We start from the raw sequence: 13084 nt of genomic DNA on the forward strand, positions 1-13084 counted from the left end.
GCGGCTACTCATCGAGGGCCGAGCGTTGTTAGCGCAACGCTCACTACGAGCCCGGATACATTAGCGCAAGCCAGCTTTACCGAAAACAGCCCATGGGGTTGCAGGAGATGGGCTGACCATACATTTTTATGGCTTGAAGTTTGTTCTTGAGCTTGCACCCGATTCTGTAACTGCAGCGTCTGGTCGATCGCTTTCACTTTGACGTTCATGCGATTAACGCAACACTGTCGAGCCCCTGTGGGAGCGGGCTTGCCCGCGAAGGCATCACCTCGGTCTTTAGTAGGCCGAGGCATACGGATCACCTCAAACCCTGAACTTGCCCACCAGCATCTGCAAATGCGTCCCCAACCGCGCCAGCTCAACGCTGGACGCCGCGGTCTCTTCACTGGCTGCCGAGGTCTGATCCGACACGTCACGCACATTCAGCACACTGCGGTTGATCTCCTCCGCCACGGCGCTTTGCTGTTCGGCAGCCGCGGCGATCTGCTGGTTCATCGCCTGGATCGCCGACACCGTGCGGGTGATGCTTTCCAGTGAGCCACCGGCGCGGCGGGTCAGTTCGACGCTGCTGTCGGTCAGGGTGCGGCTGTTGTCCATGATGGTCGCCACTTGCTGGGTGCCGTTTTGCAGGCCTACGATCAGTTCCTCGATCTCTTCGGTGGACTTCTGTGTGCGCTGGGCCAGGCTGCGGACTTCGTCGGCGACCACGGCAAAACCGCGCCCGGCCTCACCGGCACGGGCGGCTTCAATCGCGGCGTTGAGAGCCAGCAGGTTGGTTTGCTGGGCCACGGACTTGATCACGTCGAGCACGCTGCCGATCTTGTCGCTTTCGCGCTTGAGTTCGCCCATGGCCTCGGTGGAGTGACCGACTTCCGCGGCCAGGCGTTCGATCTGGGCGATGGCTTCGCCGACGACTTTGTCGCCCTCCCGGGCCTGCTGATCGGCGGCGACGGCGGCTTCGGAGGCTTCTTCGGCGTTGCGCGCAACTTCCTGCACGGTGGCGGCCATTTCGTTCATGGCGGTTGCGACCTGATCGGTTTCGACCTTCTGACTGTTGACCCCGGCGCTGGTCTGCTCGGTGACGGCAGACAGCTCTTCAGCGGCGCTGGCGATCTGCGTGACGCCATCGCTGATGCCGCCGATCAGTTCGCGCAGACCTTGGGTCATGCTTTGCATGGCCCGCTGCAACTGGCCGAGTTCGTCGCGGCGCTGCGATGTCAGGTTGTGCGTCAGGTCGCCACTGGCGACGCGCTGGGCCACGATCAGGGTCTGGTTCAATGGAATGATGATCTGTCGGGTGATCGCCCAGGCGGCCAGCAGGCCGAAGGCGATGGCCAGCACGGTGGCGAGGGTCAGCATGTTCTTGGCATGGGCGGCGTCGGTGTCACGCACGACGGTTTGCGAGACGGTGAGTTTCTGGCTCATGTCCAACAGGATGTCGCCTTGGGTGGACATGCGTGCCAGGGCCTTGGCGCTGGCCACCTGGGAGTCGCGGAACTGGCTGACGGCGGCGCGATAGGCCTTCAGCGAGTCAGTTGCCTGTTGCAGGTTGGCGATGTGTTCTTCGGGCAGTTTGGTCGGCAAACTCTCGAGGTTCTTCAGGGCGTTGTCGATCGCGTCGAGGGCTGGCTGTTCGGCTTCGCTCTTACCGCTGTAGGTGTAGCCGCGAACCTGGAAGCGCGCTTGCTGGATCAGTTTGCTCAGGTCGATCACGCTGTTGAACGCCGCTACGCTGTCACCTTGCAGCATGGATTTTTCCACTTCGGCGACGCGGGCCACGGCATTGTCGGCAGTGGCGCCGAGTTTGCTGCGGGCGTCTTCACGCTGGGCGCCGGCCTGGGTCATGTCGTTGAAGGCGCGGCGGTATTCGGCGACAGCGGCCAGTTGTTGATCGACCATGGCCGTATCGGCCGGTTGCTCGATCAGGCCTCGGGCGGTCTGCAGGCCGCTTTCGAGTTTGCCCAACAGATCGTTGACGGCGCCGGGACCTTGTTCGCCGCGACGCATTTCGTAATCCTGGCGTGCAATGCGCAGGTCCTTGGTCAGGTCGTTGAGGCTGGCGATGAACCCCAGCTTATCGCCGCGGCTGGTCACGCCGCTCAGGCCGCTCCAGCCGGTGAAGGTGATCAGCAGGGTCAGCAGCAGCACCAGACCGAAGCCGATCCCCAGCTTGCGTTTGACGCTGACGTTTCCCAGATTCTCGGCTAGCCATTGGTACATGCTGAAACTCCCCGGACCACAATTTGGTTTTATGGGGGGTGTATCGGCAGGAGGGCTGGATTCTGTAGGTGACTCCCGATGTACGGGCAAGTGATCATCTGTGGCAAATGTTGACCTGTGGGAGCGAGCTTGCTCGCGATGGCGTTGTGTCAGGCAACATGGATGTCGACTGTTAATCCGCTATCGCGAGCAAGCTCGCTCCCACAGGGACAGTGTCTGGATTTAAAAGAGGCGTGCCAGCAGCGCGGTCACGGCGGTTTCGACGCGAAGGATGCGCTCGCCCAGTTGCACCGGTTGCAGACCGGATTTGCCCAGCAGGTCGATCTCGTAGGGAATCCAGCCACCCTCTGGGCCGATGGCCAGGGTCACCGGTTCGCTGAGTGCGCGAGGGCAGGGCGGGTAATTGCCCGGATGCCCCACCAGGCCGAGGGTGCCTTCGGTCATCGCGGGCAGACGGTCTTCGACGAAGGGCTTGAAGCGCTTCTCGATCACGACTTCCGGCAACACGCTGTCCCGCGCCTGTTCCAGGCCGAGGATTAACTGCTCGCGAATCGCCTCTGGCTCCAGGAACGGGGTCTGCCAGAAGCTCTTCTCGACGCGATAGCTGTTGACCAGCACGACCCGTGGCACACCCATGGCCGCCACGGTCTGGAACACCCTGCGCAGCATCTTGGGCCTTGGCAGGGCCAATACCAGGGTCAATGGCAGCTTGGCCGGTGGTGGCTGGTCGAGGGTGACGCGCAATTCCGCTTCGTCGGCGTCCAGGCGCAGTACTTCGGCCGAACCCATCAAGCCGCCGATTCGCCCGACGCGCATGCTGTCACCGACTTCGCAGCGGTGGACTTCCTGCATGTGGGTCAACCGGCGATCACGCAGGATCGCGCGGTCGGCCGCAATGAAATCGGCCTCTTCGAGGAGCAGCAGGTTCACGCTTGGGTCGCTGGCGGCTGGTCGTTGTGATCGTCAGCCGGTTGGTCTTCCGGGTGGTCGCCGCGCTTGCTGATCAGGCTGCCGAACAGGATGCCGATCTCGAACAACAGCCACATCGGAACGGCCAGCAGGGTCTGCGAGAAGATGTCCGGCGGCGTCAGGATCATGCCGACCACGAAGCAGCCGATGATCACGTACGGACGGATTTTCTTCAGGTATTTGACATCGACCACGCCGATCCACACCAGCAGCACCACGGCCACCGGAATCTCGAACGCTACGCCAAAGGCGAAGAACAACGTCATGACGAAATCGAGGTAACTGGTGATGTCGGTCATCATTTCCACGCCGGCCGGGGTGGCGGCAGCGAAGAACTTGAAGATCAGCGGGAACACCAGGAAATAGGCGAAGGCCATGCCGGCGTAGAACAGAAAGATGCTGGAGACCAGCAAGGGCACGGCGATGCGCTTTTCATGCTTGTACAGGCCGGGGGCGATGAAACCCCAGATCTGGTGCAGGATCACCGGAATGGCCAGGAACAGCGAGACCATCATCGTCAGCTTCAGTGGCGTCAGGAACGGCGACGACACGTCAGTGGCAATCATCGTCGCGCCAGCGGGCAGGTATGCGCGCAACGGCGTGGAGACGAAGGTGTAGATCTGCTGGGTGAAGGCGAACAGCCCGGCAAAGATGATGAAGATCGCCGCTACGCAGCGCAGCAGACGGGTACGCAACTCGGTGAGGTGCGAAACCAGCGGCATGTGCTGGTCGTTTTCAGGGAGATCGCTCATGGGGCTCGCGGCGGCAAAGTGGTGTCATTGGGCGCTGGCGTTGTCGGCGCGGCGGCTGGAGCAACGGGTTCAACCGGCATCGCTGCCACAACAGGCGCAGGTTCCGCCGTCGGAGCAGGTGTCGGGTCGACAGCCGCGGCAGGCGCAAGAATCGTCTGCGTACCCACATGTTCCACCGGCGTCGGCTCCTGCTGGGTCGGCGTGAAGATTTTCCGCGCCTCCTGCTCAAGCGACAGGATGTGCTCGTTGTGCAGTTGCCGACGAATCTCGTCGGCACCGATTTCACGTTCAACTTCCTGTTTGATTGCGTTGAAGCTGCGCTTCAGGCGCCCGACCCACAGGCCGGCGGTGCGCGCAGCGCCCGGCAAGCGCTCGGGACCCAGCACCAGCAGGGCGACGAGGCCGACGAGCAGCAGTTCAGAGAAGCTGATACCAAACATTAGTCAGTGCTCACACGTCTTTGCGGATCGGCTCTTCGACTTTCTGTGCCTGCACGTCGATGGTGTGCGGCTGGTTCACGGATGCCTGTGGCTGAACCGGAGGAACCGGTTGGGCCGGGGTCGCGTTCGGGTCGGCCGGTTTTTCATCGTCGTTCATGGCTTTGCGGAAGCCCTTGATCGACTCGCCGACGTCAGTGCCGAGGTTTTTCAGTTTCTTGGTGCCGAACACCAGTACCACGACAACCAGGATGACGACCCAGTGTTTCCAGTCAAAAATGCCCATGCTGCTGCTCCTCTCTAATAGTTATTCAGGCGGACGGGCGCGAGGCTTTCTCGGCGTGTCCGGAGAGACCGAAACGACGGTCCAGTTCATCGAGTACAGCCTGTGGATGCTGCCCCAATTGGGCGAGCATGACCATGCTGTGGAACCACAGGTCGGCGGTTTCGTAGATCACATCGCTGCAGTCGCCGCTGACGGCGGCGTCCTTGGCGGCGATGATGGTTTCGACCGACTCTTCGCCGACTTTTTCCAGAATCTTGTTCAAGCCCTTGTGGTACAGGCTGGCGACATACGAGCTGTCGGCGGCGGCGCCTTTGCGCTCCTCCAGTACCTCGGCGAGGCGGGTGAGAGTGTCACTCATGTTTGTGCCCTGCGGAATAGATGGCGTGCGGATCTTTCAGGACCGGGTCGACGGTTGTCCAGTCGCCGTTCTCATAGACGCGGTAGAAGCAGCTCTGGCGGCCGGTATGACAGGCGATGTCACCGATCTGTTCGACCATCAGGATGATGACGTCGGCGTCGCAGTCCAGGCGCATCTCGTGCAGGGTTTGCACGTGGCCGGACTCTTCGCCCTTGCGCCACAGCTTGCCACGGGAACGTGACCAGTAAATGGCACGGTTCTCGGCAGCGGTCAGTTCCAGTGCTTCGCGGTTCATCCAGGCCATCATCAGGACGCGCCCGGTCTTGTGATCCTGGGCAATGGCCGGCACCAGGCCGTCAGCGTCCCACTTGATCTCGTCCAGCCAGTTTTTCATCTTCGACTCCGACAGCGGGCTCGACACTTCAATAGCCGAGCTCAGGCGTTCAAACAGTGTGCCAGTCGTTCACACAACTGGCTATCGGCGCACGACCAGATACAAACCGACCGCCATCATGATTCCCGCCGGCCAATAGGCCAACTGGTTCAGCGGTCCGCCAGCGGCAAGGACGGCGCCACCGGCCAGATGGGCCGTACCGAGCAGGCGCAGGAACCAGTCGTCACGGCGTCGATGCCACGGTGGCGGCGGGTCGTAGGCGTGGGGTTGGGACATGCGTTCGAGCAGGTCGCGGGCCATGTTGGCCAGGTGCGGGATCTGTTCGAACTGGCTGTGCACGTTGCCGAGCAGGGCTTTGGGGCTGACCCGCTCGCGCATCCAGCGTTCGAGGAATGGCTGAGCGGTGTTCCACAGATCGAGGTCCGGGTACAGCTGACGGCCCAGGCCTTCGATGTTCAACAGGGTTTTTTGCAGCAGGACCAGCTGTGGCTGCACTTCCATGTTGAAGCGGCGCGCAGTCTGGAACAGGCGCATCAGCACCTGACCGAAGGAAATATCTTTTAACGGTTTTTCGAAGATCGGCTCGCACACGGTACGGATCGCCGCTTCGAATTCGTTGAGCTTGGTTTCCGCCGGCACCCAGCCCGAATCGATGTGCAACTGCGCCACGCGACGGTAATCGCGCTTGAAGAAGGCGAACAGGTTGCGCGCCAGGTAATCCTGGTCTTCCGGGGTCAGGCTGCCGACGATGCCGCAGTCGATCGCAATGTACTGCGGGCTCCACGGATTCACGGTGCTGACGAAAATGTTGCCGGGGTGCATGTCGGCGTGGAAGAAACTGTCGCGGAACACCTGGGTGAAGAAAATCTCCACGCCACGCTCGGCGAGCATTTTCATGTCCGTGCGCTGGTCGGCCAGAGTCGCCAGATCGGTAACCTGAATACCGTAGATGCGTTCCATCACCAGCACTTTCGGCCGGCACCAGTCCCAATAGACTTGCGGGACGTACAGCAGCGGCGAGCCGTCGAAGTTGCGCTTCAACTGGCTGGCGTTGGCCGCCTCGCGCAGCAGGTCGAGTTCGTCGTAGATGGTTTTTTCATAATCGCTGACCACGTCCACCGGGTGCAGCAGGCGCGCATCGGCCGAGAGTTTTTCGGCGGCGCGGGCGAGGATGAACAGCCACGCCAGGTCCTGGGCAATCACCGGTTTGAGGCCCGGGCGGATCACCTTGACCACCACTTCTTCACCGGTTTTCAGTTGCGCGGCGTGCACCTGCGCCACCGAGGCCGAGGCCAGCGGTTCGACGTCGAAACGGCTGAAGACTTCGCTGATTTTCTTGCCCAGCTGTTCTTCGATCAGCTTGACCGACACTTGCGAGTCGAATGGCGGTACGCGGTCCTGCAGCTTCATCAGTTCGTCGGCGATGTCCTCGGGCAACAGGTCGCGGCGAGTGGACAGGATCTGCCCGAACTTGATGAAGATCGGCCCCAGGTCCTGCAACGCCAGGCGCAAACGCGCGCCACGGCTCAGGTCCAGGGTCTTGCGCGGAAACCAGCGCCACGGCAAGGCGTAACGCAGCGCCCGTAAGAACCAGGGCAGCGGCAGGGCGAACAGCAGGTCATCGAGGCGGTAGCGGATCACGACGCGCTGGATGCGCAACAGACGGCGGACGGCAAGCAGCTTCATGCGTTATCGCTTGGGTCGAGGGATCGGGAAAGGCGCTCGAAACGCGCCTCGAGACGTTCAAGATCAAGCTTGATCTGGTCCAGTTCACTGAATCGCGCTTCGGCTTCGCGCTGACCGACGAGGGTGCGCGATTCTTCGGCCAGGTATTCGCCCAGGTTCTGGTTGAGGCTGGCGAACCCTTGCTGATACCAGCGGGCGCGGCTGCGCAGGTGACCGCCGACCAGTTGCGTGGCCACAGGTCCCAGCCAGCGCGAGAGTTCGTACTCCCAATCCAGCTCCAGGTCCTGGAGGATCGCCGCCAGTTCCAGCAGCACGCCGCTGTCGCCGTCGAGTTCGACTTCAGGGGCGTGCAGGACCGAGGTCTTGTCCTTGCTCATCGCCAGTTTCAACAGGCTCGAGGCCGGTGCACGCAAGGTGCAGTCGGCGCCGGTTTCCCACTGGGAGGCGAGCATCAGGCCTTCGTCGCTGGGCAGGATGAACAGTTGCAGCACCGGGCTGCGGCAATCGACGGCAATCACTTTGCCGGTCAAATGCGCCAGCCGCGGCAGCGCCGTGCTGTCGAGACGCAGCACCCGGTTCAGGCCGAGTTCAACGCTGGCGAGCAGGCCGGCGAGCAGCATCAGGGCTTGATGCCGCGGTGCAGGGCAACGATGCCTGCGGTCATGTTGTGATAGGTCACGCGGTCGAAACCGGCCTCGACCATCATCGACTTCAGGGTTTCCTGGTTCGGGTGCATGCGGATCGATTCGGCCAGGTAGCGATAGCTTTCCGAGTCGTTGGTGATCAGCTTGCCCATCAGCGGCATGAAGGCGAACGAGTAAGCATCGTAGGCCTTGGACATCAGTGCGTTGGTCGGCTTGGAGAACTCCAGTACCAACAAGCGGCCGCCCGGCTTGAGCACGCGCAGCATCGAGCGCAGGGCATCTTCCTTGTGGGTCACGTTGCGCAGGCCGAAGGCGATGGTCACGCAGTCGAAATGGTTGTCCGGGAACGGCAGTTTTTCCGCGTCGGCCTGGACGAATTCGACGTTGCCGGCCACACCGAGGTCCAGGAGGCGGTCACGACCGACCTTGAGCATGGATTCGTTGATGTCGGCCAACACGACCTGGCCGGTAGGGCCTACCAGGTGCGAGAATTTTCTGGTCAGGTCGCCAGTGCCGCCGGCGATGTCGAGCACGCGGTTACCGGCACGAACGCCCGACAGTTCGATCGCGAAACGCTTCCACAGACGGTGCATGCCGCCCGACAGAAGGTCGTTCATCAGGTCGTACTTGGCGGCTACCGAGTGGAAAACCTCAGCGACTTTTTCCGCTTTCTGGCTTTCCGGAACGTTTTTGAAGCCGAAGTGAGTGGTGGGTTCGGCATCGCTGCCTTTGCGCTGATCAGTCATATCGCTGTCACCAAAAGAGAATGCGCGACATTCTAATCCCCAAGGCATGCTTTGTCTTGGCAAGGCTGAAGGTAAGATGGGCAACCATCGGGACGTTTTGACGCAGCAGAGGTCAAGATGCCTCGGGAAAGCATCCATAAAGCAGGAGTCATTTGATGGCCCGTATTAGTGTTGAACGTGCCCATGGCCTGGGTAAGGAAGCAGCTCGCGAGAAGGCCGACAAGCTGGCGCAGAAACTTTCCGATCAGTATGGCCTGGAGCCGCAGTGGTCCGGCGACACCCTCAACCTCAAGCGCTCGGGTGTGAAGGGTGCGGTGCATGTCAGTGAAGATTCGATCAAGGTCGACGTGGAACTGGGCCTGATGATGTCGGCCATGAGCGGCATGATCAAAGCGGAAATCGAAAAGGCACTCGACAAGGCCCTGGCCTGATTTCCGAATGAAATCACATCTCCTGTGGGAGCGGGCTTGCTCGCGAAAGCGGTATGTCATTGAGCATTTATGTCGACTGACACACTGCCTTCGCGAGCAAGCCCGCTCCCACATTTGTTTTGTGGTGCCTCTGCTGTTTATGTCAGTTGTTAGGGTGCCGTTTCTAATTTTTCTCCCTACTTTGTGCCAGAGCCCGACACTTTCCCGGGCAGTTCCTCAAACCTTCTGCGCGTGAGGTGCACCATGGCCAAAGTTATTTTGAAGAAAAAAATCGACCCGTCGACCGGCACGCTGGGCGACGTCAAATCCTATGCCCGCAAGATCTGGCTGGCAGGCCTGGGTGCCTACGCCAAGGTCGGCCAAGAGGGCAGCGAGTACTTTCAGGAGCTGATCAAGGCTGGTCAGGTTGTTGAAAAGAAAGGCAAAAAGGTAGTCGCTGAGAAGCTTGAAGCGGCCAATGCCGAGATCGATGAAGCCAAGAGTGAAGTCAGCACTTTCAAAGGCAAGGTCGAGGTTCAACTCGACAAGGTCGAGAAGGCGTTCGACACGCGTGTCGCAAGTACCTTGAATCGTATCGGTATTCCGTCTAAACATGACGTTGAGACACTCTCTGCTAAGCTCGATGAGCTGACGGCATTGCTCGAACGTGTCGCGCGTAAATCTTAAGGAGAACGGGATGGCTGTTAAAAAGAAAACCGAAAAAGAAGGCAGCTCGTGGATCGGGAAGGTTGAAGATTACTCCCGAAAAATCTGGCTGGCTGGTTTAGGCGTGTACTCGAAGATCGACACTGACGGCAGCAAACTCTTCGATGCATTGGTTAAGGACGGCGAGAAAGCCGAGAAGCTCACCAAGAGCGCTGTTGGCAAGACTGTCGACGCCGCCAAGGACTCCGCTTCTTCGGCCAAGTCGCGCATCAGCGGCGTGAAAGATCGCGCACTGGGCAAGTGGGATGAGCTGGAAGGTGCTTTCGACAAGCGTCTGAACAGCGCCATTTCGCGTCTGGGCGTACCGAGCCGCAACGAGGTCAAGGCACTGCACAGCAAGGTCGAAACCCTGACCAAGCAAATCGAAAAACTGACCGGTGCCAAGGTTGCGCCTGTTGCGGCGAAAACCGCGGCAGCCAAACCTGCTGCCAAAACCGCAGCCAAGCCACTGGCAAAAGCAGCGGCTAAACCTGCTGCCAAGCCTGCGGCTAAAACTGCAGCCGCCAAACCGGCCGCAGCCAAACCTGCAGCCAAGCCGGTGGCTGCAAAAGCCGCCGCCAAACCAGCGGCTAAACCGGCCGCCAAGCCAGCTGCGAAAACTGCAGCGGCCAAACCCGCTGCGGCGAAAAAACCAGCGGTGAAAAAGCCGGCAGCTCCAAAGGCCGCCGCGCCAAAACCAGCAGTGGCAGCTGCCAAACCGGCAACGCCGGCAGCTCCGGTCAGCGCTTCGAACTCCGCTACCGCACCGACCCCTGCGGTCACCCCGACTGTCGCGCCAGCTCCATCGACGCCAACCAGTCAGTCCTGATTTTCAGGGCTCAAGAAAACGCCCGGCCTGTGAAGGTCGGGCGTTTTTGTTTGTGTGCGAATCTCTGACCGACACAAGCCCAATGTGGGAGCGAGCTTGCTCGCGATGAGGCCATCACATTCAACATTGATGTTGGCTGATTCGCCGCCATCGCGAGCAAGCTCGCTCCCACAGGGTTGGTGGGTGTCAGGGTTATTCGTGGTCTTCCAGGTACTCCATCGCCATCTGTTCGGTCGCAGCCTTCATCGATGGCAGCAGGTGCGGCGCCACCAGCATCATGATCTGGTAAACCACCAATCGCACCTCGCCCTGACGATCAAGAATCCGCTGATAGTCCAGTGAGAAAAGCAACGTCATGGTGATCTGCTCCACCAGTTGCCCCAGTGCCTGGGTATCGCTGACCAGCAGCCCTTGCGCCTTCAATCGTGCCAGCAGCGACGCCAGTGTGCGCTTGAGTGCATTGAGCAGATTGCGAATGCCCTTGGCCAGTTTCGGCAGGCGCCCGGCGAGGTTCGACAGATCCTGGAACAGGAACCGGTAGTGGGACAGGCGTTCGACGATCAGGTGCAGGAACAGCCAGTATTCTTCGGGTGCCAGTTCGGCATCGGCCGGTGGATCGAGCAAGGGAGCCAGTTCGCCCTGGAAACGCTCGAACAGCCCGAGAATCAGAGGCTCCTTGCCGTGGAAGTGGTAGTAGAGGTTGCCCGGGCTGATGCCCATCTCATTGGCAACTTCCATGGTGGAGACATTCGGTTCGCCCTTCTGATTGAACAACTGCAGGGCACATTCGAGGATCCGGTCGCGGGTTTTCATCCAGTCTTCTTAATGATCGGGTCTTGCCACGGCCGACAGTGGCCGTGGCTCGTTGAACGTCAGCGCACGCGCACGTAAGTACCGGGTGCTGCCTCCATCGGTGGATAGTTCTGGTTGCCGAGCGCCATGTGGGTTTCCTTCTGCGCACCGGAGCGTTCCTGAATCCAGCCAAGCCATTGGGTCCACCAACTGCCATCGACACGCTTGGCGTCGTAGTACCAGGCCCGTGGGTCGCTGCTGAATTTGTCGTTCTCGACGTAGTTGGCTTTCGGGTTGCTCGGCGGGTTGAGGATGCTCTGCACATGGCCGCTGTTGGACAGCACGAAGCGCCGCTCGCCACCGAGCAACAGCGTCGAGCGATACACCGCGTCCCACGGCGTGATGTGATCGTTGATGCCGGCGACGCTGAAGCTGTCGACGGTGACCTTCTGCAAGTCGATCGGCGTGCCACACACTTCCAGGCCGCCCGGGTGAGTCAGCGGGTTGTGCTTGAAGAAGTCCAGCAGGTCACCATGCAGGGCGGCCGGCAGGCGCGTGTTGTCGTTGTTCCAGTAGAGAATGTCGAACGCCGGTGGCTCCTTGCCCAACAGGTAGTTGTTGACGAAGTAGCTCCAGATCAAATCGTTGGGGCGCATCCAGGCGAAGACCTTGGCCATGTCGCGGCCGTCCAGTACACCTTTCTGATAGGAGCGGCGTTTGGCGGCTTCCAGAGTCTGTTCGTCGGCGAACAGCGTTGCGGGGCTGTCCATCTGGCTGTCGAGCAGGCTCACCAGGTAAGTTGCGCTGGACACCCTGCGCAGCTGCCGTTTGGCCTGCAGGTGTCCTTGCAGCGCGGCGATGGTCAGACCGCCGGCGCAAGCGCCCATCAGGTTGACCTCCCGTGCGCCGGTGATCGCCCGGCAGACATTCATGGCCTCTTCTACGGCTTCTACGTAGGTCGAGAGCCCCCATTCGCGGTGACGCACATCCGGGTTGCGCCAGCTGATCATGAAGGTTTGAAGGCCGTTTTTCAGCGCGTACTGGACGAAGCTGTTGTGGGGGCTCAGGTCGAAAATGTAGTACTTGTTGATTTGTGGCGGCACCACCAGCAGGGGCTTGGAATACTGCTTTTCGCTCATCGGTTTGTACTGGATCAACTCCAGCAGTTCGTTGCGAAACACCACGGCTCCGATGGAGGTGGCGACCGTCTTGCCAACCTCGAATGCTTGCTTGGTGACTTGCCGGGGCAGGCCGTCGTTGTGCAGCAGATCGTCCACCAAATGGCTGATGCCACGTACCAGGCTGTTACCGCCGGAATTGAAGAGCTCCTTGACCGCCAGTGGATTGAGCAGGGTGTTGGAGGGTGATACGGCGTCGTTGAGCAAGGTGAACGCAAAGTGGGCACGGGCGCGGTCGTCCGGGCTCATGTCGCTCTCGTCGATCCAGCTCTTGACCTGTTTCTGCCAGCTAAGATAAGCCTGCAGGCTGCGCCGATAAAACGGGTTGAGGCTCCATGCCGGATCGGTGAAGCGAGCGTCCTGCGGGTTGGTCGGGTGCAGGGTTTCGCCCAGCAGCACACGACCAAGTTGGCCGCCGAGTTTGAGGGCATGTCGGGCACTGTGCACCGGATTGCGCAAGCCATGGGCGGCCACACTACGCAGGGTCGATAACAGATCCCGACCGCGCAGGCCGGTAATCGCACTCTGTGCATTGATGAACGCGGCGGGAGTCGGTAAGGAATCCCTCGCTGGTTTCTCGCGCATGAGTCAACACTCCTTCGTCTTCAGGCTAAAAACAAACACACCGAACCAGAACACCATAGACGCTGTAACGGGTTGTTGCGCGGCGTGGCGTCC

Annotated in this window: 15 protein-coding genes and 1 pseudogene; 3 read left to right on the top strand and 13 right to left on the bottom strand. The window is 60.7% G+C overall.

Annotated features, from left to right (window positions below; all coding sequences use genetic code 11):
• Positions 1 to 303: 303 nt before the first annotated feature.
• From KGB20_RS29320 to ubiE, 11 genes and pseudogenes are all read right to left on the bottom strand, one after another.
• Complete coding sequence (locus KGB20_RS29320; RefSeq protein ID WP_371918066.1) at positions 304 to 1176, bottom strand: methyl-accepting chemotaxis protein; 873 nt, start codon at positions 1174 to 1176, stop codon at positions 304 to 306.
• A pseudogene (locus KGB20_RS29325) lies at positions 1159 to 2220 on the bottom strand (methyl-accepting chemotaxis protein); the annotation flags it as partial. The pseudogene KGB20_RS29325 and the gene KGB20_RS29320, both read right to left, overlap by 18 nt.
• Positions 2221 to 2442: 222 nt before the next feature.
• Positions 2443 to 3150 (bottom strand): 16S rRNA (uracil(1498)-N(3))-methyltransferase, encoded by a 708-nt coding sequence (locus tag KGB20_RS17195; protein ID WP_102672209.1) that lies wholly within the window; start codon positions 3148 to 3150, stop codon positions 2443 to 2445.
• Positions 3147 to 3941, bottom strand: coding sequence for a twin-arginine translocase subunit TatC (gene tatC / locus KGB20_RS17200; RefSeq protein ID WP_057712372.1), 795 nt, complete (start codon positions 3939 to 3941; stop codon positions 3147 to 3149). Before tatC ends, KGB20_RS17195 begins: the two co-directional genes overlap by 4 nt.
• Positions 3938 to 4381 (bottom strand): Sec-independent protein translocase protein TatB, encoded by a 444-nt coding sequence (tatB, locus tag KGB20_RS17205; RefSeq protein ID WP_150811974.1) that lies wholly within the window; start codon positions 4379 to 4381, stop codon positions 3938 to 3940. Before tatB ends, tatC begins: the two co-directional genes overlap by 4 nt.
• 10 nt (positions 4382 to 4391) lie before the next feature.
• Complete coding sequence (locus tag KGB20_RS17210) at positions 4392 to 4664, bottom strand: twin-arginine translocase TatA/TatE family subunit (RefSeq protein ID WP_057712370.1); 273 nt, start codon at positions 4662 to 4664, stop codon at positions 4392 to 4394.
• Positions 4665 to 4689: 25 nt separating this feature from the next.
• The gene (locus KGB20_RS17215; RefSeq protein ID WP_007975564.1) at positions 4690 to 5022 is read right to left on the bottom strand and encodes a phosphoribosyl-ATP diphosphatase; all 333 of its coding nucleotides are present in this window, start codon (positions 5020 to 5022) and stop codon (positions 4690 to 4692) included.
• Positions 5015 to 5416 (bottom strand): phosphoribosyl-AMP cyclohydrolase, encoded by a 402-nt coding sequence (gene hisI, locus KGB20_RS17220; protein ID WP_007989281.1) that lies wholly within the window; start codon positions 5414 to 5416, stop codon positions 5015 to 5017. Before hisI ends, KGB20_RS17215 begins: the two co-directional genes overlap by 8 nt.
• 81 nt (positions 5417 to 5497) lie before the next feature.
• The gene (ubiB, locus tag KGB20_RS17225; RefSeq protein WP_154910313.1) at positions 5498 to 7102 is read right to left on the bottom strand and encodes a ubiquinone biosynthesis regulatory protein kinase UbiB; all 1605 of its coding nucleotides are present in this window, start codon (positions 7100 to 7102) and stop codon (positions 5498 to 5500) included.
• A complete protein-coding gene (locus KGB20_RS17230; RefSeq protein ID WP_057712368.1) occupies positions 7099 to 7722 on the bottom strand; it encodes an SCP2 domain-containing protein in 624 nt (207 codons plus the stop codon). The genes ubiB and KGB20_RS17230 overlap by 4 nt, the downstream gene beginning before the upstream one ends.
• Complete coding sequence (gene ubiE / locus KGB20_RS17235; RefSeq protein WP_007975568.1) at positions 7722 to 8492, bottom strand: bifunctional demethylmenaquinone methyltransferase/2-methoxy-6-polyprenyl-1,4-benzoquinol methylase UbiE; 771 nt, start codon at positions 8490 to 8492, stop codon at positions 7722 to 7724. Before ubiE ends, KGB20_RS17230 begins: the two co-directional genes overlap by 1 nt.
• A 155-nt stretch (positions 8493 to 8647) precedes the next feature.
• Here ubiE and KGB20_RS17240 point away from each other — a divergent pair, with 155 nt between their 5' ends.
• From KGB20_RS17240 to KGB20_RS17250, 3 genes are all read left to right on the top strand, one after another.
• The gene (locus tag KGB20_RS17240) at positions 8648 to 8923 is read left to right on the top strand and encodes a polyhydroxyalkanoic acid system family protein (protein WP_150811973.1); all 276 of its coding nucleotides are present in this window, start codon (positions 8648 to 8650) and stop codon (positions 8921 to 8923) included.
• A gap of 243 nt (positions 8924 to 9166) precedes the next feature.
• Positions 9167 to 9589, top strand: coding sequence for a phasin family protein (locus KGB20_RS17245; RefSeq protein WP_057712367.1), 423 nt, complete (start codon positions 9167 to 9169; stop codon positions 9587 to 9589).
• Between the two features lie 10 nt (positions 9590 to 9599).
• Complete coding sequence (locus KGB20_RS17250) at positions 9600 to 10436, top strand: phasin family protein (RefSeq protein WP_154861190.1); 837 nt, start codon at positions 9600 to 9602, stop codon at positions 10434 to 10436.
• A 192-nt stretch (positions 10437 to 10628) separates the two neighbouring features.
• Here the strand turns inward: KGB20_RS17250 and KGB20_RS17255 are convergent, their stop codons facing one another.
• Both KGB20_RS17255 and phaC read right to left on the bottom strand, forming a co-directional pair.
• On the bottom strand, positions 10629 to 11249 hold the full coding sequence (locus KGB20_RS17255; protein ID WP_057712365.1) for a TetR/AcrR family transcriptional regulator: 621 nt from the start codon (positions 11247 to 11249) through the stop codon (positions 10629 to 10631).
• 59 nt (positions 11250 to 11308) lie between these two features.
• Positions 11309 to 12991: a class II poly(R)-hydroxyalkanoic acid synthase gene (phaC, locus tag KGB20_RS17260; protein WP_154910315.1), complete on the bottom strand. Its 1683-nt coding sequence runs from the start codon at positions 12989 to 12991 to the stop codon at positions 11309 to 11311.
• Between the last annotated feature and the right edge of the window lie 93 nt (positions 12992 to 13084).

This window comes from Pseudomonas sp. BF-R-30 (genome assembly GCF_019956175.1).
Taxonomy (GTDB): Bacteria; Pseudomonadota; Gammaproteobacteria; order Pseudomonadales; family Pseudomonadaceae; genus Aquipseudomonas; species Aquipseudomonas jessenii.

Bases quoted from the DNA above. Each gene is read 5' to 3' on its own strand.
- KGB20_RS17255 (WP_057712365.1), bottom strand. From the start codon at position 11,249: ATGAAAACCCGCGACCGGATCCTCGAATGTGCCCTGCAGTTGTTCAAT.
- hisI (WP_007989281.1), bottom strand. From the start codon at position 5,416: ATGAAAAACTGGCTGGACGAGATCAAGTGGGACGCTGACGGCCTGGTG.
- KGB20_RS29320 (WP_371918066.1), bottom strand. From the start codon at position 1,176: ATGCAAAGCATGACCCAAGGTCTGCGCGAACTGATCGGCGGCATCAGC.
- phaC (WP_154910315.1), bottom strand. From the start codon at position 12,991: ATGCGCGAGAAACCAGCGAGGGATTCCTTACCGACTCCCGCCGCGTTC.
- KGB20_RS17245 (WP_057712367.1), top strand. From the start codon at position 9,167: ATGGCCAAAGTTATTTTGAAGAAAAAAATCGACCCGTCGACCGGCACG.
- ubiE (WP_007975568.1), bottom strand. From the start codon at position 8,492: ATGACTGATCAGCGCAAAGGCAGCGATGCCGAACCCACCACTCACTTC.
- KGB20_RS17240 (WP_150811973.1), top strand. From the start codon at position 8,648: ATGGCCCGTATTAGTGTTGAACGTGCCCATGGCCTGGGTAAGGAAGCA.
- ubiB (WP_154910313.1), bottom strand. From the start codon at position 7,102: ATGAAGCTGCTTGCCGTCCGCCGTCTGTTGCGCATCCAGCGCGTCGTG.
- KGB20_RS17210 (WP_057712370.1), bottom strand. From the start codon at position 4,664: ATGGGCATTTTTGACTGGAAACACTGGGTCGTCATCCTGGTTGTCGTG.
- tatB (WP_150811974.1), bottom strand. From the start codon at position 4,381: ATGTTTGGTATCAGCTTCTCTGAACTGCTGCTCGTCGGCCTCGTCGCC.
- KGB20_RS17250 (WP_154861190.1), top strand. From the start codon at position 9,600: ATGGCTGTTAAAAAGAAAACCGAAAAAGAAGGCAGCTCGTGGATCGGG.
- tatC (WP_057712372.1), bottom strand. From the start codon at position 3,941: ATGAGCGATCTCCCTGAAAACGACCAGCACATGCCGCTGGTTTCGCAC.
- KGB20_RS17215 (WP_007975564.1), bottom strand. From the start codon at position 5,022: ATGAGTGACACTCTCACCCGCCTCGCCGAGGTACTGGAGGAGCGCAAA.
- KGB20_RS17230 (WP_057712368.1), bottom strand. From the start codon at position 7,722: ATGCTGCTCGCCGGCCTGCTCGCCAGCGTTGAACTCGGCCTGAACCGG.